The sequence below is a fragment of the Campylobacter concisus genome (assembly GCF_002913545.1).
Taxonomy (GTDB): domain Bacteria; phylum Campylobacterota; class Campylobacteria; order Campylobacterales; family Campylobacteraceae; genus Campylobacter_A; species Campylobacter_A concisus_AV.
On the sequence record NZ_PPBR01000007.1, the window covers coordinates 19511 to 43400 of the forward strand.

The window sequence follows — 23890 nt, forward strand, 5'->3', positions numbered from 1 at the left end:
TAGATGCATAGCGATAAGATAAAAGACGAACTGCTTCAATGTTTGGTGATCTTTACCAAACTTCATAATAACCCATATAGTGCCGATGCTTTGACTATCGGTCTGCCTGTAAAAGATGGCGAAGAGATCGAGCTTTTTTCACTAAAGAGCTCGAAGTCTTTATTTTCTCGTGCAGCTTCACGTGCTGGCTTTGCATCGACGCTTGTCAGAAAAGACCTTGATCAAATTTCGCCTTTAGTTTTACCTTGCATCTTGATGCTTAGAGGCAAAAAAGCGTGCATCTTGCAATCTTTCAGCGAAGACAAAAAGATGGCAAACATCATCACGCCTGATCTTTCAACTGGCACTAGCACGATAGAAACAAGTAAGCTAAAAGATGAGTATCTAGGCTATGCTTACTACCTAAAACGTGAATTTGTCCCAGAAGATACAAGCTCGACAAAGCTTATCGACGCTGGCAATGACCACTGGTTTTGGGGCACTTTAAAGCGCTCTAAGAAAATTTACTTTGACGTCGTGATAGCAAGCTTTATCATAAACTTATTTGTCCTTGCAAGCCCGCTCTTTACGATGAACGTCTATGACCGCGTTGTGCCAAATAACGCAGTTGAGACACTTTGGGTTCTAGCGCTTGGCGTGAGCGTCGTTTATGGCATCGATCTATTTTTAAAATTTGTTCGTTCATATTTTCTTGAGATCGCAGGTAAGAAGAGCGATATCATTATGAGCTCTATCTTGTTTGAGCGCGTAATGGATATGAAATTTAGCAATAAGCCAAAGTCAGTTGGTTCATTTGCTAGTAACTTAAAAGAATTTGATACAGTTAGAAATTTCTTCTCATCTGCGTCGCTTGCTGCCATTGTGGATCTACCATTTGCGTTAATCTTCTTGATAGTTACCTATTTTATAGGAAGCTATCTTGTGCTTGTGCCTATCGTTATCATGATAGCTATTTTGTGCTACACATTTTTTATAAAAGACCCACTTCAAAACGCGATCAAAAGCACATTTGAGGCTTCAGCTATGAAAAATGGAATTTTGATAGAGAGCCTTAGTAGCTTGGAGACCATTAAAACTCTTGGTGCTAGCGGTCACGTGCAGTGGAACTGGGAAGAGGCGACTGGCGAGATAGCAAACAGAAGCATCAAATCAAAAATAATCACTACTTCAATCACAACTGTGACTTCATTTTTGGTTCAGTTAAACACTATCGCTATCATCGTTCTTGGCGTTTATATGATACAAGATACGCACCTTACAATGGGCGGTTTGATCGCTGCTGTTATGCTTAGCTCTCGTGCGATCGCCCCTATGGGTCAAGTAGCCTCACTAGCTGCAAATTTTGAGCAGACAAAGACAGCTTATCAAAGCCTTAGCAAGATCATGCAGATGCCAGTTGAAAGACCTGAAGGCAAGAAATTTGTTAGAAGAAATTCTTTTGAGGGCAAGATAGAGTTTAAAAACGTTAGCTTTACATATCCAGATACTACAAAAGGCTCACTTGATAGGATAAATTTTGTCATCCAGCCAGGCGAAAAAGTAGGCATCATCGGTAGAAATGGCTCTGGTAAGACAACCTTACAAAAGATAATCCTAGGCCTTTATGCACCGACTGAAGGCTCAGTGCTAATTGATGGTATAGATATCAACCAGATAGACCCAGCTGACCTTAGAAGAAATATCGGCTATGTGCCACAAGATGTTGTGCTATTTAAAGGAACGGTTAGAGAAAATATCGTTCAAAAAGCTCCTTATGTCGATGATATGCAGATCATTAAAGCTGCTAAGGTAAGTGGCGTCGATGAATATGTCAATGCTCACCCACTTGGTTTTGATATGCCAGTATTTGAAAGAGGTGATGGCATTAGCGGCGGTCAGCGTCAAAGTATAGCCGTGGCTAGGGCATTTTTGCTTGATAGTCCTATCATCTTGCTTGACGAGCCTACAAATTCACTAGACAACACAGTTGAGAGCAAGCTAAAAGCAAATTTAAAGGTAAATACCGTAAATAAAACTATGATTTTAGTAACTCACAGAACATCGATGCTCGATCTTGTTGATAGACTCATAGTGATGGATAACGGCAAAATTTTACTAGATGGTCCAAGAGACGAAGTTTTAGCTAGACTTAGTGGGAAGTGATTATGCAAGAAGATATAAAAAATCAACAAAATGAAAATTTAAAGCCAGACGAAAAGCCAGTCCAAAAAAGCGACATAAAAGAGCAAGAGAGCGCTGGAGATCAAATTTTAAATAGCGTAGATGGCATCAAGTCAAACATTCAGGCTAAAAACTACGATGCTTATGACTTGAAATTTATGTCAAGCCTCTCAGAAGCAGTTTTGGCAAAAGCTCCATCAACCTCTAAAAAGATACTTTACGCAGTTAGCATAACTGTATTTTGGCTACTTCTTTGGGCTTCGTGGGCGCAGATAGATGAGATAACAAGAGGTAGCGGCAAGATCATCCCATCAGGCAAAAACCAAGCGATACAAAACCTTGAAGGTGGTATCGTGGATCAAATTTTTGTAAAAGAGGGCGATGAGGTTAAAAAAGATCAAATTTTAATCAGGCTTGATAATAAAAACTTTACAAGTAGCTACGGCGAGTCAAAGCTAAGACTTGATGAGCTTCAGGCCAAATTTATGAGGCTTGATGCTGAAGCTAATGATAAAGAATTTGACTACAACGAAACAAGAGATGCCAACAATAGCAAGGCCGTAAGATACGAGATAAGCTTGCACAACTCAAACATCGATCACCTAAATGAGCAAATAGGAATTCTAACAGAGCAGATCCATCAACGCCAAAGTGAGCTAAATGAGCTTAGAAATAAAATTTCTCAAACTCAAAATAGCTACAACCTTGTTTTAAAAGAAAAAGCGATCATGGAGCCTATCTTTAAAAAAGGTCTTGTTAGTGAGGTCGAGTATATCCAACTTCAAAGACGTGTAAATGACCTAAAGGGCGAGCTTGACGCATCTGTGCTTGCTGTGCCAAGGGTCGAATCAACCATAAAAGAGGCAAAAAATAAGATAGAAGAGGCAAAGCTGGCATTTAAAAACAATGCAAAAAAAGAGCTGAATGAAGTCTCTGCTGAGATCGCAAGGATAAACGAGTCGCAAATCAGCCTAAGCGATAGGGTTGAAAGAACTTATGTAAGATCTCCGGTAAATGGTATCGTTAGTAAGATGATGGTGCATACTGTCTCAGGCGTTATCAAGCCTGGTGAAAACATAGCTGAGATCGTCCCACTAGAAGATAAGCTCATCGCCGAGGTAAAGGTTAAGCCAGCTGACGTTGCATTCTTAAGACCTGGACTTGATACGATGGTTAAATTTACGGCGTATGATTTTAGCATTTATGGCGGCTTAAAAGGCAAAGTAACGCAGATCAGTGCCGATACTGAGACAAATGAAAAAACAGGCGAGAGCTACTATCTAGTCAGGATAGAAACCGAGAAAAACTATCTTGGTAGCGAAGAGAAGCCACTTAGGATAAAAGTTGGTATGATAGTTTCAGCTGATATCATCACTGGTAAAAAGACGATACTTGACTATCTGCTAAAACCTATCTTAAAAGCAAAACAAAACGCTTTAACGGAGCGATAATGCAAAAGTCAGCTAGCTTTGAGCGAAATTTTAGCGAATATCAAATTTCAAGAGCAAAGCTGGCTGAGGAATTTGTCATTTTAAATGATGGCAAAATATGCGATCTAATCGGAAGAGGGGTCGTTAAATTTCTCTTTAAAGACTGTGAAAAAAGCTTTGATGAGATGATAAATTTAAAAAAAGAAGAGCACATCAGCTTTGCTGGGCTAAAGATAGAAGATGAGCTAGTAAGCAGCATCAAGATATCAATTAGTGGCTATGATGAGAGCCATGATAGCTTGGACTTTAATCTAAATTTACTATCTCTTAGTGTGCCATATAGATACGCCATATCAAATGGTTGTTTTGAGATGAGTATCTTTTTAAAAGAGAGCAAAGAAGTGGTTGAGAAATTCTTATCTACTTTTAGTTATAAATTTGTGGCAAATAGTGGCAAGGAGCGCCACTTGGTCGTTTTCGTAAATGAGTCAAAAATTTACGAGCAAACCTATATATGATATAAGGAAATAAGGTTATGAATGTGGTTTTTTTTACTCAAAATGGTTCGCTTAATAATCTTTGGCGAGGGTATTTTTCAGATGATAGTGTGAAATTTACTCACAATAAAAAGGATTTTTTTGCAAATTTAAACGACGAGGTCGATATCGTCGGTATCGATACAAATGCCTTTAAAGATAGCCTTGATGAAAATATTAAAACCATTCATGAAAGTTTTCCAAATATAAAATGTCTAATCCTTGCAAACGAACCAAAATTTAGTGAAGGCAAACATCTGCTGGCTCTTGGTGTCAAAGGATATGCAAACTCACACATGAGAAAGACACACTTTGAAGATGCCTTTGAGACGATTTTAAATGGCAAAGTTTGGCTTTATCCAGAATTTATCCAAGCGATGATCGGAGAACTAACTGGCTCATATATAAATAATGAAAGTGAAACTTTGGAGAAAAAGTCTGATCTAAGTGAGCTTAGCTCACGTGAAAAAGAGATCGCAAACTTAATCTACCAAGGTCTAACAAACAATGAAATTTCAGAGCAAACAGGCATTACTTTAAGGACGGTAAAGGCGCACACTACGTCGATTTACAGCAAGCTAAATGTGAAAGATAGAATAGGTCTTGTGCTTTTGATGAAGCAGCTGCATGCGTAAAATTTTGCTTCTTCTCTTTTTTGCTTCTTCTCTTTTTGCAAATAATTTTGAAATTTCTCCAAAAAATATATCTCAATGCAAAAATCAAATTTGCAAAAATATCCTAAATCACTATGCAAATTTTATGAAAAAAATAGAATACGAAAGCTTTATTAGAAAGCTAGAGCTCATAAATTCATACTTAAATTCTTTGATGCCAAGATATGATGATTTTTACAATACAAATGTAGATGTGTGGAGCACTAGAGGCGAGTTTTTAAGGCGAGGTGGCGGAGACTGCGAAGAGTACGCGATATCAAAACGCGATAGCCTAAAAGATCTTGGCGTGGATAATCAAAAATGCCTTCTAGTTGTTCAGGAAAAAAATACGAAAAAATATCATATGGTGCTAGCGGTTTGGGAAAATTTACACAAAGAGCCTTTGATACTGGATAATCTAAGCTTTAGAGTTTTGCCACTTTCAAAGCGCTACGACTTGGTGCCAGAGTATTGCTTAATGGATGGGAAATATTTTAAGATAAAAAAAGATGGCATAAATTTAGAGCCAGTGAATATAAGAATGCAAACTTACGAAAATTTAATAAAAAAGGAAAAAGAAGAGAAATTTTGGAAGAATTAATCTTCCAAGTCAATGTCTATTTTTTCAACATTTGTTGTAATATCTTTAGTATTTTTCTCAATGTTGTGTTTATTTTTCTCGATTAGTGATCTGTTTTGACCTATAAGGTCTCTATTTTCTTTGATACCATCACTGTTTTGCTCGATCATTTTGCTTAGTGTCGCTATCTTTTTTTCATAGCGGATCATTAAGAAATAGATCACGTAAATTAGCAGTAAAATTACCGCCCAAGGTAAAAATTGCATATTAAATCCTTTGTAATTTTTCGTAATTATAGAAATTTTAGCTTTTAAAAAAAATAAAACTATGATAATATGAAATTTTATATATGTAAAATTTATCTTTGTTTTTTTGTAAAAGCGGCTCAGATTAGTGGGCTATTTTTGAAATTTTTTATAAATTCTATAGATTTTTGATTGCAAAAAAATTAGATAAAATATTTTTCAAAATCTCCTTGACTTTTATTTTATTTTGGGCTATAATTGCCACTTCACAAAACAGGTGCTGGTGTAGCTCAGTTGGTAGAGCTACTGCCTTGTAAGCAGTGGGTCGGCGGTTCAAGTCCGTTCACCAGCTCCATTTTGTAACAGTGTTTGACCAGAAAATACCAAAATAACTTATTAATGTTTAAGGTGAGATACTCAAGCGGCCAACGAGGGCAGACTGTAAATCTGCTGACTATGTCTTCCGTGGTTCGAATCCACGTCTCACCACCATTGTTATGCGGGAGTAGCTCAGTTGGCTAGAGCATCAGCCTTCCAAGCTGAGGGTCGCGGGTTCGAGCCCCGTTTCCCGCTCCAAAATTTGGGAAAGTAAACTGGGAGCTGTATCTAGATTTTACTAAACACAGTTATTCCATCTTTATTTTCATGAATTTTTAGTTGTTTGTATGTTGATTAAAATCATCTCAGCCAAGCGTTTTTCGCTCATATGGCTCAGAGGTAGAGCACTTCCTTGGTAAGGAAGAGGTCGCGGGTTCAAGTCCCGCTATGAGCTCCACTGGTTTATATGATTTTATATTACTATACGAATTTGAATTAGATAAAGACACATATCATAACGGAGGAAAAGATGGCTAAAGAAAAATTTTCACGCAACAAGCCACACGTAAACATAGGCACTATCGGTCACGTTGACCATGGTAAAACTACTTTAACAGCTGCAATATCTGCTGTTCTTTCACGCAAAGGTCTTGCTGAGCTAAAAGATTATGATAATATTGATAATGCTCCAGAAGAGAAAGAGCGCGGTATTACAATTGCTACTTCACACATTGAGTATGAGACAGAAAAACGTCACTATGCTCACGTTGACTGCCCAGGCCACGCCGACTATGTAAAAAACATGATTACAGGTGCTGCTCAAATGGACGGCGCTATTCTAGTTGTTTCTGCAGCAGACGGCCCAATGCCACAAACTAGAGAGCACATCTTGCTATCTCGCCAAGTTGGTGTTCCTTATATCGTTGTTTTCATGAACAAAGCAGATATGGTTGATGACGCTGAGTTACTTGAACTAGTTGAAATGGAAATTCGCGAACTACTTAACGAGTACAACTTCCCAGGTGATGATACTCCGATAGTTTCTGGTTCAGCGCTTAAAGCTCTTGAAGAGGCAAAAGCTGGACAAGATGGCGAATGGTCAGCAAAAATTATGGAACTAATGGATGCGGTTGATAGCTATATCCCAACTCCAGTTCGTGCTACGGACAAAGATCTTCTTATGCCAATCGAAGATGTTTTCTCAATTTCAGGTCGTGGTACAGTTGTAACAGGTAGAATTGAGAAAGGTGTTGTTAAGGTTGGTGACACAATAGAAATCGTTGGTATCAAACCTACACAAACAACAACAGTTACTGGTGTTGAGATGTTTAGAAAAGAGATGGATCAAGGTGAAGCTGGCGATAACGTTGGTGTTCTTCTTCGTGGTACTAAAAAAGAAGACGTTGAACGTGGTATGGTTCTTTGCAAGCCAAAATCAATCACACCTCATACAAAATTTGAGGGTGAGGTTTATATCCTAACTAAAGAAGAGGGCGGTCGCCATACTCCTTTCTTTAACAACTATAGACCACAATTTTACGTAAGAACAACTGACGTTACTGGTTCTATTACATTACCAGAGGGAACAGAGATGGTTATGCCAGGTGATAACGTAAGAATTTCTGTTGAGCTTATAGCTCCAGTTGCGCTTGAGGAAGGTACTCGTTTTGCTATCCGTGAAGGTGGTAGAACTGTTGGTTCAGGTGTTGTTTCAAAAATACTTGGTTAATTTATAAAATTATGCCAAAGGGGAAACCCTTTGGCTTTCTATAAGGAATATATATGAGAATTAAAATCGGTTTAAAATGCTCTGAGTGTGGTGATATTAATTACACTACTACAAAAAACAGCAAAACCACTACAGATAAGGTTGAGCTCAAAAAATATTGCCCAAGATTAAAAAAACATACTGTTCATAAAGAAGTTAAGTTAAAAAGCTAATTAAGAATAAGTAGCTATTAGGGCAATAGCTCCAACGGTAGAGCGCTGGATTCCAAATCCAATGGTTGGGGGTTCGAATCCCTCTTGCCCTGCCACAATTAAGGTTAAGATTATGGAAAAATTTATAAATTATATAAAGCTATCTAAATTGGAAATAATGAAAGTTATCTTTCCTACTAAAGAACAAATTAGAAATGCTTTTATTGCAGTTTTTATCGTGGTCGCTGTTGTTTCACTTTTTTTAGCTCTTGTTGATGTTATTATGTCCTTTGTTCTTTCTAAAGTTATATAGGATAAGGAAAAATAATGTCACATAAATGGTATGCTATACAAACTTACGCTGGTAGCGAAATGGCAGTAAAAAGAGGAATTGAAAATTTAGTTAGAGATCACGGTATCGAAGATCAACTAAAAGAAGTTATCGTTCCTACAGAAGACGTAATAGAGATAAAAAACGGTAAGCAAAAAATTAATGAAAGAACTCTTTATCCTGGATATGCTTTTGCATGTTTAGATCTTGATACGGCTCTTTGGCATAAAATTCAGTCTTTGCCAAAGGTTGGACGTTTTATCGGTGAGGCTAAAAAGCCTACACCATTGACTGAAAAAGATATAAATACTATCTTGGAGAAAGTTCAAAAAAGAGCGGCACCAAAACCTAAAATATTTTTTGAGGATGGTGAAAGCGTTCGCATAACAGAAGGTCCTTTTGCTAACTTTACAGGTATCGTTGAAGAATATGACATGATACACGGCAAGCTTAGACTCAATGTTTCTATTTTTGGTAGAAGTACCCCTGTTGATATTTTGTATTCACAAGTTGAGAAGATAATTTAAGGAGCAAGAAATGGCTAAAAAAGTTATAGGTGAAATAAAATTACAAATTGCCGCAACAAAAGCAAATCCTAGCCCGCCAGTTGGTCCAGCATTAGGACAAAAAGGCGTTAATATTATGGAATTTTGTAAAGCCTTTAATGAAAAAACAAAAGATATGGTTGGATTTAATATCCCGGTCGTTATAACAGTTTATGCTGATAAAAGTTTTACATTTATCACAAAACAACCACCTGCTACAGACCTTATTAAAAAGGCTGCAGGTATAACAAAAGGAACAGATAATCCTTTAAAAAATAAGGTAGGTAAATTGACAAAAGCTCAAGTTTTAGAAATTGTTGAGAAAAAACTTGTTGATTTAAATACAAATGATAAAGAGCAGGCAGCTAAGATTATTGCTGGTTCAGCTCGTTCAATGGGTGTCGAAGTAGTAGACTAAAACCTTTACCGTCAGGTTGATTTTCAAAAGACGGAAGCAATTTATATGCGGAGAAATTTATGGGAAAAACTAGTAAGAGATTTCAAGAATTGCTCAAAAAAGTAGAGCAAGATAAAATTTATAACCTTAGCGAGGCTATCGATACAGTTAAAACTCTAGCTTCTGCTAAATTTAATGAGACAGTTGAGATTGCGTTAAAATTAAACGTTGATCCAAGACATGCTGATCAAATGGTTCGTGGTTCTGTTGTTTTACCAGCTGGTACAGGCAAAGTTGTAAGAGTTGCTGTTATAGCAAAAGATGCTAAAGCTGATGAGGCAAAAGCTGCTGGTGCTGACATAGTTGGTGCTGATGATCTAGTTGAGGATATCCAAAAAGGTATAATGAACTTTGATGTTCTTATAGCTACTCCAAATTTAATGGGTCTTGTAGGTAAAGTTGGTAGAATTTTAGGACCTAAAGGTTTAATGCCAAATCCAAAAACTGGAACAGTTACAATGGATGTTGCACAAGCTGTCAATAATGCAAAAAGTGGTCAGGTAAATTTCCGTGTTGATAAGCAAGGAAATATACATGCAGGTCTTGGTAAGGTTAATTTTACTAAAGAGCAATTAAATGAAAATATTTCAACATTTATTAAAGCTATTAATAAACATAAACCTGCGACTGCAAAAGGTAGATATGTAAAAAATGCTTCATTGTCTTTAACAATGAGCCCTTCTGTAACTCTTGATACTCAAGAAGTTATGGACTTAAAATAAGAATTTAGAGAAATTTATATCTTAGATTGGAGATAGCCGAGGCCATTGGGCTTAATTGATTCGACCCGCTCTGCTTGAAATTACCGGTCGGAAAGGAGAAAAAGTGACACGTAACGAAAAAACTGAAGTTGTTGCAAAATTAGAGAGTGAATTTAAAACTGCTGAAGCTATTGTAGTTTGTGACTATCGTGGTCTTTCAGTTAAAAAACTTGAAGTTTTAAGAAATTCTGCAAAAGAACAAAATGTAAAAGTTCAAGTTATTAAAAATACTCTTGCAAATATTGCTCTTAAAAATTCTGATAAAGTCGGAATGGAACTCAAAGATACAAATATCTATCTTTGGAGTGAAGATCAATTAGCAGTAACTAAAGTAGCCGCAAAATTTGAAGAGTCAAATTCTGATTTTTTCAAAATTAAAACAGCTTATATTGATGGCGAAGTTGCAAGCGTTGATAAAGTTAAAGCTCTATCTAAAATGCCTAGCCGTGATGAGCTTATTGCGATGCTTTTGCAAGTTTGGAATGCGCCAATTCAAAATTTCACAATTGGTTTGAATGCGCTTAAAGAGAAAAAAGAACAATCAGCTTAATTAAATTAAAAAAATAATAAGGATAAAAAATGGCAATTACAAAAGAAGACGTATTAGAGTTTATATCTAATCTTTCTGTACTTGAACTTAGCGAACTTGTAAAAGAGTTTGAAGAGAAATTCGGTGTTAGCGCAGCTCCTGTAATGGTAGCTGGTGGTGCAGCTGCTGCTGCTGGTGCAGCTGCTGCTGAAGAAAAAACAGAATTTAACATCGTTCTTGTTGATTCTGGTGATAAGAAAATCAACGTTATTAAGGTTGTTAGAGCACTTACTGGTCTTGGTCTTAAAGAGGCTAAAGACGCAGTTGAAGGAACTCCATCTGTTCTTAAAGAAGGCGTTAGCAAAGATGAAGCTGAAGCAGCTAAAAAAGAGCTTGAAGAGGCTGGTGCTAAGGTTGAACTTAAATAATTTTTTATTATTTAGGCTTAATATTTCAAGAGAGGGCAGAGGCTCTCTCTTTTTTAAATTTTAGATGCCTTGTAAAAGGCTATACTTTTCTTTCAAAATTACCACGAGGTAGATGCAATGTTAAATAGCTTATACTCAGGAAATCGTCTTAGAGTTGACTTCTCTAATGTCGTTAAGGAGATAGACGTTCCGAACCTACTACAACTACAAAAAAAGAGCTTTGATAATTTTTTAAATCTAAATAACAATCAGACAGAAAGCGGTATCGAAAAAGTTTTTAAGTCGATTTTCCCTATACATGATCCGCAAAATCGTTTGACTTTAGAATATGTTAGCTCAGAGATTGGAAAACCAAAATATACAATCAGAGAGTGCATAGAAAGAGGTCTTACATACTCTGTAAATTTAAAGATGAAAATACGCCTTATCGTCCATGAAAAAGACGATAAGACTGGTGATAAAGTTGGCGTTAAAGATATAAAAGAGCAAGAAATTTTCATACGTGAAATTCCGTTAATGACAGATAGAATTTCATTTATTATAAATGGCGTTGAGCGTGTTGTTGTAAATCAACTCCATAGAAGCCCTGGTGTTATCTTTAAACAAGAGGAGAGTGCGACTGTTGCAAATAAACTTATCTATACAGCTCAAATAATCCCAGATCGCGGATCTTGGTTGCACTTTGAATATGATACAAAAGATATTTTATATGTTAGGATAAATAAGCGCAGAAAAGTGCCTGTAACTATCTTGTTTAGGGCATTAGGATATAAAAAACAAGACATTATTAAGCTATTTTATCCGATACAAAATTTAGTTATTAAAAATAATAAATTTTTAACTCTTTTCAATCCAGAGGATTATCTAGGAAGAGTTGAGTATGATATAAAAAATGAAGATGGAGAGGTTCTTCACCAAGCTGGCAAGCGCCTAACAAAGAAAAAAGCTGATAAATTAATCGAAGATGGCGTTAAATTTGTCGAGTATCCGATCGAAGCACTTATAGGTAGATATTTGGCAAACCCTGTGATAAACACAGAAAGCGGTGAAATTTTATATGACACGCTATCTGCTCTTGATGAGAATAAACTTGCAAAAATTTTAGCTGAGCATGAAAGTATTGACATTATAAACAACTCTGCAGCTGGTGTTGATGACGCTATAATAAATTCATTTATCGCCGACAACGACATGCTTAAAGTTTTAAAACAAACTGAGGGTGTAGATGATGAAAATGACCTTGCTGCGATTAGAATTTACAAGGTCATGAGACCTGGCGAGCCGGTAGTTAAAGAGGCTGCAAAAAGCTTTGTAAATGATATATTGTTTAACCCTGAAAGATATGACTTAACAAAAGTTGGTCGTATGAAGATGAACCACAAGCTCTCGCTTGATGTGCCAGAGTACGTTACCTTACTAACTAGTGAAGACATCATCAAAACTGCAAAATATCTTATAAAAGTTAAAAACGGACAAGGTCACATTGACGACCGCGACCACCTTGGTAACCGCCGCATAAGATCTATCGGTGAGCTACTTGCTAGTGAGCTTCACCTTGGTTTTGTTAAGATGCAAAAGGCTATCCGTGATAAATTTACAAGCCTAAGCAACAATACTGACGAGATCATGCCTTATGATCTTATCAATCCAAAAATGATCACAGCAACAATTATGGAATTTTTCACAGGCGGTCAGCTAAGCCAGTTTATGGATCAGACAAACCCACTTAGTGAGGTTACTCATAAGCGCCGTCTATCTGCACTTGGCGAGGGTGGCTTGGTAAAAGAGCGTGCTGGATTTGAGGTGCGTGACGTTCACCCAACTCACTACGGCAGAATTTGTCCGGTTGAGACTCCAGAAGGTCAAAATATCGGTCTTATCAACACCCTTTCAACTTATGCAAAAGTAAATGACCTTGGCTTTGTTGAGGCGCCTTATAAAAAGGTCGTCGATGGTAAAGTGACTGATGAGATAGTCTATCTAACAGCGACACAAGAAGAGGGCAATGTTATCGCTCCAGCATCAACCAAGCTTGATGAAAACGGACATATTGTTGAAGACTTGATCGAGGTTAGAAAAGAGGGCGAGATGATGCTTGCTCGTAGAGAAGATGTTACCTTGATCGACCTTTGCTCTGGTATGATAGCCGGTGTTGCAGCTTCGCTTATCCCTTTCCTAGAGCACGACGACGCCAACCGTGCGCTTATGGGCTCAAACATGCAGCGTCAAGCAGTGCCACTACTTCGTTCAACTGCTCCTATCGTTGGAACAGGTATGGAGAGTGTTATCGCAAGAGATGCTTGGGAGAGCGTAAAAGCAAAACGAGGTGGCGTGGTTGAAAAGGTTGATAATAAAAACATCTTTATCCTTGGTGAAGATGAAGCTGGTCCATATATCGATCACTACTCTTTAGAGAAAAATTTAAGAACAAACCAAAATACTACATTTTCACAACATCCGATCGTTAAAAAAGGCGACGAGATCGTTGCTAATCAAATCATAGCTGATGGCCCAAGCATGGAAAAAGGCGAGCTAGCTATTGGTAAAAACGCACTAATCGCATTTATGCCTTGGAATGGCTACAACTACGAGGATGCGATCGTTATTAGTGAAAAAATGATACGTGAAGATGCCTTTACAAGCGTTCATATCTATGAAAAAGAGATCGAGGCTCGTGAGCTAAAAGACGGCGTTGAAGAGATAACAAAAGATATACCAAACGTCAAAGAAGAGGAGCTTATGCACCTTGACGAAAGCGGTATCGTTAAAATCGGTACAGAGATCAAGCCTGGCATGATCCTTGTTGGTAAAGTATCTCCAAAAGGCGAAGTTAAACCAACCCCAGAAGAAAGATTACTTCGTGCTATCTTTGGTGAAAAAGCAGGCCATGTTGTAAATAAATCGCTCTATGCTTCAGCTTCAATGGAAGGCGTGGTTGTTGATGTTAAAATTTTCACTAAAAAAGGCTATGAAAAAGATAGCAGAACAAACAAGGCTTACGAAGAAGAGAAGACACTTTTAGAAAAAGAGCATCACGATAGACTGCTTATGCTAGACCGCGAAGAGATGCTAAAAGTTACAGCGCTTCTTTCTAAAAACCCACTAGCGAGCGATCAAGAGGTAAATAAAAAAGAGTATAAAAAAGGCTCAAAGATCAATAAAGCTGACTTTGAGAATATCAATAGATTTACCCTAAATGCTATCGTAAAGAGCTTTTCAAAAGATATCCAAAAGAAATATGATGAGCTAAAAAATTACTTCCAAAATGAGAAGAAAAAGCTTAAAGAAGAGCACGACGCTAAGATAGAAATTTTAGAAAAAGATGACATTTTACCAAGTGGTGTTGTAAAACTTGTAAAAGTTTATATAGCTACAAAACGCAAACTAAAAGTTGGCGATAAGATGGCTGGACGTCACGGTAACAAAGGTATCGTTTCAAATATAGTTAGAGAAGTCGATATGCCTTACCTTCCAAGCGGTCAGATCGTTGATATCGTGCTAAACCCACTAGGCGTTCCAAGCCGTATGAACATCGGTCAAATTTTAGAGAGCCACCTTGGTCTTGTTGGTTACCGTTTAGGTGAGCAGATTAATGAAATTTTTGAGACCAAAAAAGGCGAGTGGATAAAAGAGCTAAGAGCTAAGATGATAGAGATCGCAAGCGTTGCTAAGCTAATGGATGCTAAAAAAGCTCTTGGTAAGATGAGTGATGAGAAGCTTCTTGAGTATGCAAAAGATTGGAGCAATGGCGTAAGATTTGCGACTCCGATTTTTGAAGGCGTTAAAGCTGACGAATTTGCAAAACTATTTGAGATGGCAAAGATAGATAGTGACGGTAAAACTGAGCTATATGATGGACGCACAGGTTCAAAGATAAGAGAACGCGTTAATGTTGGTTGTATGTATATGCTAAAACTTCACCACTTGGTTGATGAAAAAGTTCACGCAAGAAGTACTGGACCATACAGCCTTGTTACACAACAACCTGTCGGCGGTAAGGCGCTATTTGGTGGTCAAAGATTTGGTGAGATGGAGGTTTGGGCACTTGAGGCTTATGGTGCTGCTCATACACTAAGAGAGATGCTAACTGTAAAATCAGATGATGTTGAGGGAAGACTTTCTGCTTATAAAGCTTTAACAAGAGGTGAAAACGTTCCTGAGACTGGTATCCCTGAGACGTTCTTTGTTCTAACAAACGAGCTAAAATCACTAGCTCTTGATGTGGAAGTATATGATGAGGATGAGACAAATGAAACTAACTAATTTAAAACCAGTTGAGATAAAAGAAGAGCATAGACCTCGTGATTTTGAAGCTTTTCAACTTCGTTTAGCAAGTCCTGAGAAGATAAAATCTTGGAGTTATGGTGAGGTTAAAAAACCAGAAACTATCAACTACCGCACGCTAAAACCTGAGCGTGACGGTCTGTTTTGCGCCAAAATTTTTGGACCGATCCGTGACTATGAGTGTCTTTGTGGCAAATATAAAAAGATGCGTTATAAGGGCATCAAGTGCGAAAAGTGCGGCGTTGAAGTAACAACATCTAAAGTTCGTCGTTCTCGCATGGGTCACATAGAGCTTGTAACTCCAGTGGCTCATATTTGGTATGTAAATTTCTTACCAAGCCGTATTGGTGCGCTTCTTGGTATCAAGATGAAAGATCTTGAGCGCGTACTTTACTATGAGGCATACATTGTTGATAACGCTGGCGAGGCTTATTATGACAATGAAAATTCTAAAAAAGTTGAAAAATATGACGTTTTAAACGAAGAGCAATATCAAAGCCTAGCTTCAAGATATGAAGAGAGTGGCTTTAGTGCTAGAATGGGTGGCGAGGTCATCTATGATATGCTAGCTGAGCTTGATCTAACTCAAATTTTAAATCAGCTACAAGAAGAGATGGAGGCTACAAATTCTGAGGCCAAGAAAAAGACTATCGTAAAACGTCTAAAGGTTATCGAGAGCTTTTTAAATTCAGGCAACCGCCCAGAGTGGATGATGATAACAAATTTACCAGTTCTTCCGCCTGATCTTAGACCACTTGTTAATCTTGATGGCGGTAAATTTGCTGTTTCAGACGTAAATGATCTATATCGCCGTGTAATAAATAGAAATAGCCGTTTAAAACGCCTACTTGAGCTTGACGCACCTGAGATCATTATCAGAAACGAAAAGAGAATGCTTCAAGAGGCTGTTGATGCGCTATTTGATAATGGCCGTAGAGCAAACGCAGTAAAAGGTGCAAATAAACGCCCTCTAAAATCACTAAGCGAGATCATCAAAGGTAAGCAAGGCCGCTTCCGTCAGAATTTGCTAGGTAAGCGTGTTGACTTCTCTGGACGTTCTGTTATCGTCGTTGGTCCAAAGCTAAAGATGGATCAGTGCGGTCTTCCAAAGAAGATGGCTTTAGAACTATTTAAGCCACATTTGCTTGCTCGCCTTGAAGAAAAAGGCTATGCGACAACCGTTAAGCAAGCTAAAAAGATGATAGAAGATAAGACAAATGAGGTTTGGGAGTGCTTAGAAGAGGTCGTTAAAGACTATCCAGTTATGCTAAACCGTGCTCCGACACTTCACAAGCTCTCTATCCAGGCGTTTCACCCAGTTCTTGTTGAAGGTAAGGCGATCCAGCTTCACCCGTTAGTTTGTGCGGCTTTCAACGCTGACTTCGACGGTGACCAAATGGCTGTTCATGTGCCACTATCTCAAGAGGCTATCGCTGAGTGCAAAATTTTGATGCTTAGCTCAATGAATATCTTGCTTCCTGCAAGTGGTAAGGCTATCACGGTCCCTTCACAAGATATGGTTTTGGGAATTTATTACCTAAGCCTAGAAAGAAATGATGAAAAAGGTGCAAATAAAATTTTCTCAAGCGTTGATGAAGTAATGATCGCTGAAGAGGCTAATACTCTTGGTCTTCACGCAAAAATTAAGACAATGGTTGATAACAAGATCATCTTTACAACTGCTGGTCGCTTGATATTAAGAGCGATACTTCCTGATTTTGTCCCTGAAAATATGTGGAACAAGATCATGAAGAAAAAAGACATTGCAAATTTGGTTGATTATGTTTATAGAAATGGCGGCCTTGAAGTAACGGCTGACTTCCTTGATAAGCTTAAAAATTTAGGCTTTAGATATGCTACAAAAGCGGGAATTTCTATCTCTATCGCAGATATCATCGTGCCAGATAGCAAGCAAAAATATATCGACGAAGCTAAGAAAAAAGTTCGTGAAATTCAAAAGCAATACGGCGCTGGTCTTTTAACAGATAGTGAGAGATACAACAAGATCATCGATATCTGGACAGATACAAACAACAGCGTTGCAAGCGAGATGATGAAGCTTATCCAAAGTGACAAGGGCGGATTTAACTCAATTTATATGATGGCTGACTCAGGTGCGAGAGGTAGTGCTGCGCAAATTCGCCAGCTAGCTGGTATGCGTGGTCTTATGGCAAAACCGGACGGCTCGATCATCGAAACACCGATCATTTCAAACTTCCGTGAAGGTCTAAACATAATGGAGTACTTCAACTCAACCCACGGAGCTAGAAAAGGTCTTGCTGATACCGCGCTAAAAACTGCCAACGCTGGTTACCTAACAAGAAAGCTAATCGACGTTGCTCAAAACGTTAAAGTCACAATGCACGACTGCGGTACACACGAGGGTGTTGAGATCACAGATATCACAGAGAGCGGCGAGCTAATCGAAAGCCTTGAAGAGAGGGTCTTGGGCCGTGTTTTGGCAGATGATGTGATCGATCCTATAACAAATGAAATTTTATTTAGTGAAGGCACATTGCTTGATGAAGAAAAAGCCAAAGCTATAACAGAAGCTGGCATAAAATCAGTAAGCATTAGAACTCCTATCACGTGCAAGGCGCCAAAAGGCGTTTGCGCAAAATGCTACGGCTTAAATTTGGGTGAGGGCAAACTCGTAAAACCAGGCGAGGCTGTCGGTATCATCTCAGCTCAATCAATTGGTGAGCCAGGTACTCAGCTAACGCTAAGAACATTCCACATTGGTGGTACGGCTTCTACTGAACAACAAGACCGCCAAGTCATCGCTCAAAAAGAGGGCTTTATTAGATATTACAACCTTAGCACATACGAGAACAACGGCAAGAAAATTGTTGCAAACAGAAGAAGTGCAGCTGTACTACTTGTTGAGCCAAAGATAAAATCAACAATCGATGGTAAAATCGAGATCGAATATGCTCACGAAGATGTAAATATTGTGATTAAAGGCAAAAAAGAAGAGGTTAAATATACAATTAGAAGAAACGATCTTGCTAAGCCAAACGAACTAGCTGGCGTTAGCGGCAAGATCGAAGGCAAGATGTATATCCCTTATGCAAATGGCGATAAGGTAAAAGAGAATGAGAGTATCGTCGAGATTATAAAAGAGGGCTGGAACGTTCCAAATCGTATCCCTTATGCTAGTGAGCTTAAAATTTCAGACGGCGATCCAGTAACTAGAAAGATCACAGCAGATGCAAATGGTGTGGTTAAATTTTTCATACTAAAAGGTGACTTCCTTGATAGACTAAAAGATATCAAAAAAGGTCACAAAGTAACTGAAAAAGGCTTCTTTGTTGTCGTTTCTGACAAGGATGGACGTGAGGCAGTTCGCCACTACATCCCAAGAAATTCTATCATCCAAGTATCAGATAATGATGCGGTAGAAAGAGTGACAGTAGTCTCACTACCTGAAAAAGATGACAAGCTAATAATCGCTGAGTGGGATCCATACTCAACTCCAACTATCGCAGAAGAAGCTGGTGTGGTTGGCTTTGAAGATGTCGAGCCAGGATATAGTGCGACTGAGCAAGCTGACGAGGCAACTGGTCAAAGACGTCTTGTTATCAATGAGTACTTGCCAAGTGGCGTAAAACCAGCGATCATTATCACTACAAAGAGCGGACATTTGATCAAGTATCCACTTGATCCAAAAACTGCGATCTTTGTTTCAAGTGGCGATGAAGTGGCCCAAGCTGACATTTTGGCCAAGACTCCAAAAGCTGTTGCTAAGTCAAAAGATATTACCGGCGGTCTTCCAAGAGTTAGTGAGCTATTTGAAGCAAGACGTCCTAAAAATACAGCTATTGTTGCAGAGATCGACGGCGTTGTTAGATTTGACAAGCCACTTCGCTCAAAAGAGCGCATCATCATCCAAGCAGAAGATGGCACGACAGCTGAGTATTTGATAGAAAAGAGCCGCCAGATCCAAGTAAGAGACGGCGAATTTGTCCATGCTGGCGAGAAGCTAACAGACGGACTTATCTCAAGTCACGATATCTTAAGAATTCTTGGCGAAAAGGCACTTCACTACTATTTGATCAGTGAAATTCAGCAAGTTTATCGCCGCCAAGGTGTTGCGATCGCTGATAAGCACATCGAGATCATTGTCTCTCAAATGCTTCGCCAAGTCAAAATCGTCGATAGCGGAAATACAAATTTCATCGTTGGCGACATGGTTTCAAGAAACAAATTTAAAGAAGAGAACGAGCGCATCATGAAAATGGGTGGCGAGCCAGCTATCGCTGAGCCGATCCTTCTTGGTGTCACAAGAGCGGCTATTGGAAGTGATAGTGTGATCTCTGCTGCGTCATTCCAAGAGACAACTAAGGTCTTAACAGAAGCGTCAATCGCTGCTAAATTTGACTATCTTGAAGATCTAAAAGAGAACGTCATCCTTGGACGTATGATCCCAGTTGGTACTGGTTTTTATAAAGATAAAAAGATAAAGATCAAAGAAAACTAATATATTAAGCCCCGCTTTTGGGGCTTAAACCTCTTATAAATTTACCCACTTAAATTTACAAAATTTCAAAATTTACAAGCCATTAATCAATATTAAATAAAATCCATAACTAAAAATATGTAACGGAGATATTATGAAAAATGTCGATCTTGGACTTTTATTTCTGCGCTTAGGCCTTGGAATTTGCCTTTTTATGCACGGCTTTGGCAAAATTTTACACGGAGTTGGCGGCGTAAAGAGCATTTTAGTTGATGCTGGACTACCTAGTTTTCTGGCGTATTTTGCCTATCTTAGCGAGGTTTTAGCCCCTATAATGATCGCTGTTGGTTTTTACTCAAGGCTTGGCGCGCTCCTAGTTTTTGGCTCAAGTCTTGTCATTTTGTATTCATATTTTGGCTTGTCAAATTTACTTGAGCTAACTAATGTAAATGGCTTTAAAGCAGAGCTTATATATCTTTATATCGCTATGTCACTTTGTATCATCTCGACTGGCAGCGGCAAATACGCTATCAAGCAAGACTGATCTAAATTTAGCACATATCAGATGTGCTAAATTTTCACACGTTTTGTTTAAATTTTAATTTTATTTTATTTTTTTATAACAATTTAAGTTTGTAGCCTTTAAATTCAAAAATATCTCAAATCTAAAGGACACATGATGAACTCTATAAAAAAAGAGCCTTCGTTTCTGCTAGCCCTTACGCCTATCTTGGTTATGATCGTAGGCCTTGCGCTTGGCGTTGGTTATATGAAACTAAAGGTTGAGCCGATCATTTTGATAGCTGCCCTCGTGGCTGGTGGCATCGCTTGGAGACTAGGATATAGTTGGAGCGAACTTCAAGAAGGGGTGATAGAGAAAATTTCAAGCTCATTGCCAGCACTTATGATACTTTGGGCAGTCGGTCTGCTTATTGGCTCGTGGGTATTTTCAGGCACTATCCCTATGATCATCTACTACGGCGTAGATCTTATAAGTCCGCAGTATCTAGTCCTAACAGCTTTTGTCATCGCAGCTATCATCTCAACCGTAACTGGCACATCTTGGGGTTCTGCTGGCACAGTCGGTGTTGCCATCATGGGCATAGCTCAAGGTCTTGATGTAAATTTAGCAGCAACTGCTGGTGCGGTAGTCGCAGGAGCATACTTTGGCGATAAGCTCTCCCCGCTCTCAGACACGACAAACCTGGCTCCGATAGCAGCTGGCTCAGAGCTTTATGAGCACATCAGACATATGTTTTATACAACTATCCCGGCAACTATCGTTGCGATAGCGGCTTATCTATTTTTTGGTAGCGAGGCGGCAAGTAGTGGTGCAAATGTTTCAGAGTCGGTTTTGGCGCTTCAAGGTCAGCTTGATAAAATTTTTCACTGGAACATCATCTTGCTTTTGCCTGTGCTTTTTGTCTTGGCTGGCTCGGTGCTAAAGTGGCCAACGATACCTGTCATGATCATAGCTTCGCTATTTTCAGTGCTTCTTGGTGTTATCGTTCAAGATTTTAGCTTTAAAAATGGCTTTATCTCAGTGATGACTGGCTTTAACGTCACGATGAGCGGCATTAATATGGAGTTTTCAAAAGATATCACTAAGCTTCTAAACAGAGGTGGCGTGAGCTCGGTAAATTCAACCACTATCCTAGTCATCTGCGCTATGGGCTTTGCTGGCATCATCTCAAAAACTGGCATGCTTACAAAGGTACTTCACACCATCATGGCAAGGGTTAAATCAACAGCAGGCGTCATCATCTCGACTATCGGCTCATGCCTAACTGTCGCATTTGTCACAGGTAGCTCATATCTTTCTATCCTCATCCCTGGCGAGATGTTTAAAGACTTCTATAAAGAGAAAAATTTAGCAGCCAAAAACCTATCAAGAACACTTGAAGACTCTGGCACTGTGATCGTCCCACTTATACCTTGGTCAGCAGCAGGCGCATATATGACAGCCACACTTGGAGTGCCAACGGTAGATTATTTGCCATGGGCTATTTTAAACTACATGGGCGTTGTCTTTGCTATCATTTTAGCACTCACAGGCATCGGCATAGCTAAGATAAACAAGGACGCCAAATGATACTTATAAAAAACGTCAAAATTTACTCGCCAAAATTTCTTGGTCAAAAAGATATATTTATATGTAATGGCAAGATCGTCTGCATAGCTGAAAATTTAGAGCCAAATTTACCAAATGTAAAGGTGATCGACGCTTCAAATTTCACGGCGATACCAGGTCTTATAGATAAGCATGTGCATATCACTGGAGGCGGCGGCGAGGGTGGCTTTAAGACTAGGGTGCCTGAGATCATGCTATCAAATTTAATAGAAGCTGGCATAACGACGGCTGTTGGCTTACTTGGAACTGACAGCACAACAAGAAGTGTTGAAAATTTAGTCGCAAAAGCACACGCGCTAAACGACGAGGGTATCACATGCTACGCTCACACCGGCGCATACAGCTCTAAAACGCCAACCATAACTGGCGAGATCGAAAAAGATATCGTCTTTGTTGATCCCATAATTGGCACCAAACTAGCCATAAGCGACCACCGTTCATCAAGTGTAAGCAAAGATGAGCTAGCTCACATAGTTTCAGCTGGCAGGGTGGCTGGTATGATCAGCTCAAAGTCAGGACACACCACGCTTCATATGGGTGATGGCAAAAAGGGCATAAATTTGATCTATGAAGTGCTAAATGAGTATGACATGCCAATCACGCTATTTCAGCCAACGCACGTAAATAGAAACGAGGAGCTTTTTAAACAAAGCTTTAAATTTATAAAAGATGGCGGATATATCGACTTTACCTGCATGCCAGGACTTACGCCACTTGAGGCTGTAAAGCGCATCAAAAAAGAAAATTTACCGACAAATAAGATAACCATTAGCTCAGACGGCTTTGGTAGCTACTCTAGCTATGATAGCGACGGCAATTTACTAAAAATTGGCATCGCTAGCGTCAAGAGCTTATATGAAGAGTTTATAAATTTCGTAAAAGATGGCTTTAGTATCGAAGAAGCGTTGCCATATTTTACGACAAACGTGGCAAAAAGTGTGGCCTTGCAAAATAAAAAAGGCGAGATAAAAGAAAATTACGATGCAGATATTTTGCTAATAGATGATAAATTTGAGATTAAATTTGTCGTTGCAAAGGGTGAAATTTTAAAAGATGACAGCGGTTTTATAAAAAAAGGAACGTATGAATAAGTCCAACTTATTAACCGTTATTTAAGCTTTTTTTAAATAAAATTAGGTCTTTTTAATAAATTTAGTTGAAAGGAATTATTGTGCCAACCATAAATCAATTGGTCAGAAATGAACGCAAGAAAGTGACTGTTAAGTCAAAATCTCCAGCGTTAAAAGAGTGCCCTCAAAGAAGAGGAGTTTGCACTAGGGTTTATACTACAACTCCTAAAAAACCAAACTCAGCTTTGAGGAAAGTTGCCAAAGTTAGGCTTACAAGCGGTTTTGAAGTCATCAGCTATATCGGCGGTGAAGGTCACAACCTACAAGAACACAGTATCGTTTTAGTTCGCGGCGGTAGGGTTAAAGACTTACCAGGTGTTAAATATCACATCGTTCGTGGCGCACTTGATACTGCTGGTGTTGCAAAAAGAACAGTTTCTCGTTCTAAATATGGTGCAAAACGCCCTAAAGCTGGCGCTGCTGCTCCAAAAAAGTAAAAAATTAGGTTCGCAGACGTTGCTTAAATTTGCAAACGTTTGAGTAAAATTTCATAAAAATTTGAAGGAAAAATCAAAATGAGAAGAAGAAAAGCTCCTGTAAGGGAAGTTTTACCTGATCCGATTTACGGAAATAAAATAATCACTAAATTTATTAATTCTCTTATGTATGATGGCAAAAAAAGCGTCGCTACAGAGATAATGTATGGTGCTATCAAAGCTATCGAAAAGAAAAATGCTGAGGTTAAAGGCATCGACGTTTTTAATGACGCTATCGAAAATGTAAAACCTATTTTAGAAGTTAAATCACGCCGTGTTGGTGGTGCTACTTATCAAGTGCCAGTTGAGGTTCGCCCAGCTCGCCAACAAGCTCTTGCTATCCGCTGGCTTATAACTTTTGCTAGAAAAAGAAGTGAAAGAACAATGGTTGATAAACTAGCAAATGAGCTTTTAGATGCGGCAAATTCAAAAGGTGCATCTTTCAAGAAGAAGGAAGATACTTACAAGATGGCAGAGGCTAATAAAGCATTTGCTCACTACCGCTGGTAAGAAAGAA

General features: G+C 38.6%; 21 protein-coding genes and 5 tRNA genes. 25 read left to right on the plus strand and 1 reads right to left on the minus strand.

What is annotated here, in order from left to right; all coding sequences use genetic code 11:
• The first annotated feature begins 3 nt into the window (after positions 1-3).
• The 5 genes from CYP05_RS00370 (at position 4) to CYP05_RS00390 (ending at position 5380) form a co-directional block, all read left to right on the plus strand.
• The gene (locus CYP05_RS00370) at positions 4-2142 is read left to right on the plus strand and encodes a type I secretion system permease/ATPase (RefSeq protein WP_002941147.1); all 2139 of its coding nucleotides are present in this window, start codon (positions 4-6) and stop codon (positions 2140-2142) included.
• Positions 2143-2144: 2 nt separating this feature from the next.
• Complete coding sequence (locus tag CYP05_RS00375; protein ID WP_021089988.1) at positions 2145-3611, plus strand: HlyD family type I secretion periplasmic adaptor subunit; 1467 nt, start codon at positions 2145-2147, stop codon at positions 3609-3611.
• Positions 3611-4108 carry a DUF5416 family protein gene (locus tag CYP05_RS00380; protein ID WP_103641660.1) on the plus strand — a complete coding sequence of 166 codons (498 nt, stop codon included), beginning with the start codon at positions 3611-3613 and terminating at the stop codon, positions 4106-4108. The genes CYP05_RS00375 and CYP05_RS00380 overlap by 1 nt, the downstream gene beginning before the upstream one ends.
• A 17-nt stretch (positions 4109-4125) precedes the next feature.
• A complete protein-coding gene (locus tag CYP05_RS00385; protein WP_002941084.1) occupies positions 4126-4761 on the plus strand; it encodes a response regulator transcription factor in 636 nt (211 codons plus the stop codon).
• A 124-nt stretch (positions 4762-4885) separates the two neighbouring features.
• Complete coding sequence (locus CYP05_RS00390) at positions 4886-5380, plus strand: transglutaminase-like cysteine peptidase (RefSeq protein ID WP_258031482.1); 495 nt, start codon at positions 4886-4888, stop codon at positions 5378-5380.
• On the opposite strand, the gene CYP05_RS00395 is transcribed toward CYP05_RS00390, so the two are convergent.
• Complete coding sequence (locus tag CYP05_RS00395) at positions 5377-5625, minus strand: hypothetical protein (RefSeq protein ID WP_002941090.1); 249 nt, start codon at positions 5623-5625, stop codon at positions 5377-5379. The two genes, CYP05_RS00390 and CYP05_RS00395, sit on opposite strands and share 4 nt — an antisense overlap.
• A 258-nt stretch (positions 5626-5883) precedes the next feature.
• Between CYP05_RS00395 and CYP05_RS00400 the strand changes: the two genes are divergently transcribed.
• The 20 genes from CYP05_RS00400 to rpsG all read left to right on the plus strand — a co-directional run bounded on the left by CYP05_RS00400 (position 5884) and on the right by rpsG (position 23883).
• Positions 5884-5959 (plus strand) — tRNA-Thr (locus CYP05_RS00400).
• A gap of 52 nt (positions 5960-6011) precedes the next feature.
• Positions 6012-6096, plus strand: a tRNA-Tyr gene (locus CYP05_RS00405).
• Between the two features lie 7 nt (positions 6097-6103).
• Positions 6104-6180 (plus strand) — tRNA-Gly (locus CYP05_RS00410).
• Positions 6181-6304: 124 nt separating this feature from the next.
• A tRNA-Thr gene (locus tag CYP05_RS00415) sits at positions 6305-6379 on the plus strand.
• Positions 6380-6451: 72 nt separating this feature from the next.
• Positions 6452-7651 (plus strand): elongation factor Tu, encoded by a 1200-nt coding sequence (gene tuf, locus CYP05_RS00420; RefSeq protein WP_002941132.1) that lies wholly within the window; start codon positions 6452-6454, stop codon positions 7649-7651.
• A 53-nt stretch (positions 7652-7704) separates the two neighbouring features.
• Entirely contained in the window at positions 7705-7863 is a 159-nt protein-coding gene (gene rpmG, locus CYP05_RS00425) for a 50S ribosomal protein L33 (RefSeq protein WP_002941157.1), read from the plus strand.
• A gap of 19 nt (positions 7864-7882) precedes the next feature.
• Positions 7883-7958, plus strand: a tRNA-Trp gene (locus CYP05_RS00430).
• A gap of 17 nt (positions 7959-7975) precedes the next feature.
• Positions 7976-8155, plus strand: coding sequence for a preprotein translocase subunit SecE (gene secE, locus CYP05_RS00435; protein WP_002941070.1), 180 nt, complete (start codon positions 7976-7978; stop codon positions 8153-8155).
• A gap of 11 nt (positions 8156-8166) precedes the next feature.
• Complete coding sequence (gene nusG, locus CYP05_RS00440) at positions 8167-8700, plus strand: transcription termination/antitermination protein NusG (RefSeq protein WP_180385147.1); 534 nt, start codon at positions 8167-8169, stop codon at positions 8698-8700.
• Between the two features lie 10 nt (positions 8701-8710).
• Entirely contained in the window at positions 8711-9136 is a 426-nt protein-coding gene (gene rplK, locus CYP05_RS00445; protein ID WP_002941145.1) for a 50S ribosomal protein L11, read from the plus strand.
• 59 nt (positions 9137-9195) lie between these two features.
• Positions 9196-9897: a 50S ribosomal protein L1 gene (gene rplA / locus CYP05_RS00450; RefSeq protein ID WP_002941167.1), complete on the plus strand. Its 702-nt coding sequence runs from the start codon at positions 9196-9198 to the stop codon at positions 9895-9897.
• A 103-nt stretch (positions 9898-10000) separates the two neighbouring features.
• Positions 10001-10486 carry a 50S ribosomal protein L10 gene (rplJ, locus tag CYP05_RS00455; RefSeq protein WP_103572171.1) on the plus strand — a complete coding sequence of 162 codons (486 nt, stop codon included), beginning with the start codon at positions 10001-10003 and terminating at the stop codon, positions 10484-10486.
• Between the two features lie 29 nt (positions 10487-10515).
• The gene (rplL, locus tag CYP05_RS00460) at positions 10516-10893 is read left to right on the plus strand and encodes a 50S ribosomal protein L7/L12 (RefSeq protein ID WP_021085544.1); all 378 of its coding nucleotides are present in this window, start codon (positions 10516-10518) and stop codon (positions 10891-10893) included.
• A gap of 117 nt (positions 10894-11010) precedes the next feature.
• Positions 11011-15156, plus strand: a complete 4146-nt coding sequence (rpoB, locus tag CYP05_RS00465; RefSeq protein WP_103608434.1) for a DNA-directed RNA polymerase subunit beta — start codon at positions 11011-11013, stop codon at positions 15154-15156.
• A complete protein-coding gene (gene rpoC / locus CYP05_RS00470) occupies positions 15143-19657 on the plus strand; it encodes a DNA-directed RNA polymerase subunit beta' (RefSeq protein WP_103641662.1) in 4515 nt (1504 codons plus the stop codon). Before rpoB ends, rpoC begins: the two co-directional genes overlap by 14 nt.
• 133 nt (positions 19658-19790) lie before the next feature.
• On the plus strand, positions 19791-20180 hold the full coding sequence (locus CYP05_RS00475; protein WP_009294512.1) for a DoxX family protein: 390 nt from the start codon (positions 19791-19793) through the stop codon (positions 20178-20180).
• 135 nt (positions 20181-20315) lie between these two features.
• Positions 20316-21728, plus strand: a complete 1413-nt coding sequence (gene nhaC, locus CYP05_RS00480; RefSeq protein WP_103641663.1) for a Na+/H+ antiporter NhaC — start codon at positions 20316-20318, stop codon at positions 21726-21728.
• Entirely contained in the window at positions 21725-22858 is a 1134-nt protein-coding gene (gene iadA, locus CYP05_RS00485) for a beta-aspartyl-peptidase (protein ID WP_103641664.1), read from the plus strand. The genes nhaC and iadA overlap by 4 nt, the downstream gene beginning before the upstream one ends.
• A gap of 80 nt (positions 22859-22938) precedes the next feature.
• A complete protein-coding gene (gene rpsL, locus CYP05_RS00490) occupies positions 22939-23334 on the plus strand; it encodes a 30S ribosomal protein S12 (RefSeq protein ID WP_002941121.1) in 396 nt (131 codons plus the stop codon).
• 78 nt (positions 23335-23412) lie between these two features.
• Positions 23413-23883, plus strand: a complete 471-nt coding sequence (gene rpsG / locus CYP05_RS00495; protein ID WP_002941142.1) for a 30S ribosomal protein S7 — start codon at positions 23413-23415, stop codon at positions 23881-23883.
• The last annotated feature ends 7 nt before the right edge of the window (positions 23884-23890 follow it).

Excerpts from the sequence above, each read along its gene's own strand:
- rpoB (WP_103608434.1), top strand. The coding sequence starts at position 11,011 with ATGTTAAATAGCTTATACTCAGGAAATCGTCTTAGAGTTGACTTCTCT.
- rplA (WP_002941167.1), top strand. The coding sequence starts at position 9,196 with ATGGGAAAAACTAGTAAGAGATTTCAAGAATTGCTCAAAAAAGTAGAG.
- rpsG (WP_002941142.1), top strand. The coding sequence starts at position 23,413 with ATGAGAAGAAGAAAAGCTCCTGTAAGGGAAGTTTTACCTGATCCGATT.
- nhaC (WP_103641663.1), top strand. The coding sequence starts at position 20,316 with ATGAACTCTATAAAAAAAGAGCCTTCGTTTCTGCTAGCCCTTACGCCT.
- CYP05_RS00380 (WP_103641660.1), top strand. The coding sequence starts at position 3,611 with ATGCAAAAGTCAGCTAGCTTTGAGCGAAATTTTAGCGAATATCAAATT.
- CYP05_RS00475 (WP_009294512.1), top strand. The coding sequence starts at position 19,791 with ATGAAAAATGTCGATCTTGGACTTTTATTTCTGCGCTTAGGCCTTGGA.
- CYP05_RS00385 (WP_002941084.1), top strand. The coding sequence starts at position 4,126 with ATGAATGTGGTTTTTTTTACTCAAAATGGTTCGCTTAATAATCTTTGG.
- rplL (WP_021085544.1), top strand. The coding sequence starts at position 10,516 with ATGGCAATTACAAAAGAAGACGTATTAGAGTTTATATCTAATCTTTCT.
- tuf (WP_002941132.1), top strand. The coding sequence starts at position 6,452 with ATGGCTAAAGAAAAATTTTCACGCAACAAGCCACACGTAAACATAGGC.
- secE (WP_002941070.1), top strand. The coding sequence starts at position 7,976 with ATGGAAAAATTTATAAATTATATAAAGCTATCTAAATTGGAAATAATG.
- rplK (WP_002941145.1), top strand. The coding sequence starts at position 8,711 with ATGGCTAAAAAAGTTATAGGTGAAATAAAATTACAAATTGCCGCAACA.
- CYP05_RS00370 (WP_002941147.1), top strand. The coding sequence starts at position 4 with ATGCATAGCGATAAGATAAAAGACGAACTGCTTCAATGTTTGGTGATC.
- CYP05_RS00395 (WP_002941090.1), bottom strand. The coding sequence starts at position 5,625 with ATGCAATTTTTACCTTGGGCGGTAATTTTACTGCTAATTTACGTGATC.
- iadA (WP_103641664.1), top strand. The coding sequence starts at position 21,725 with ATGATACTTATAAAAAACGTCAAAATTTACTCGCCAAAATTTCTTGGT.
- rpoC (WP_103641662.1), top strand. The coding sequence starts at position 15,143 with ATGAAACTAACTAATTTAAAACCAGTTGAGATAAAAGAAGAGCATAGA.
- CYP05_RS00375 (WP_021089988.1), top strand. The coding sequence starts at position 2,145 with ATGCAAGAAGATATAAAAAATCAACAAAATGAAAATTTAAAGCCAGAC.
- CYP05_RS00390 (WP_258031482.1), top strand. The coding sequence starts at position 4,886 with ATGAAAAAAATAGAATACGAAAGCTTTATTAGAAAGCTAGAGCTCATA.
- rpmG (WP_002941157.1), top strand. The coding sequence starts at position 7,705 with ATGAGAATTAAAATCGGTTTAAAATGCTCTGAGTGTGGTGATATTAAT.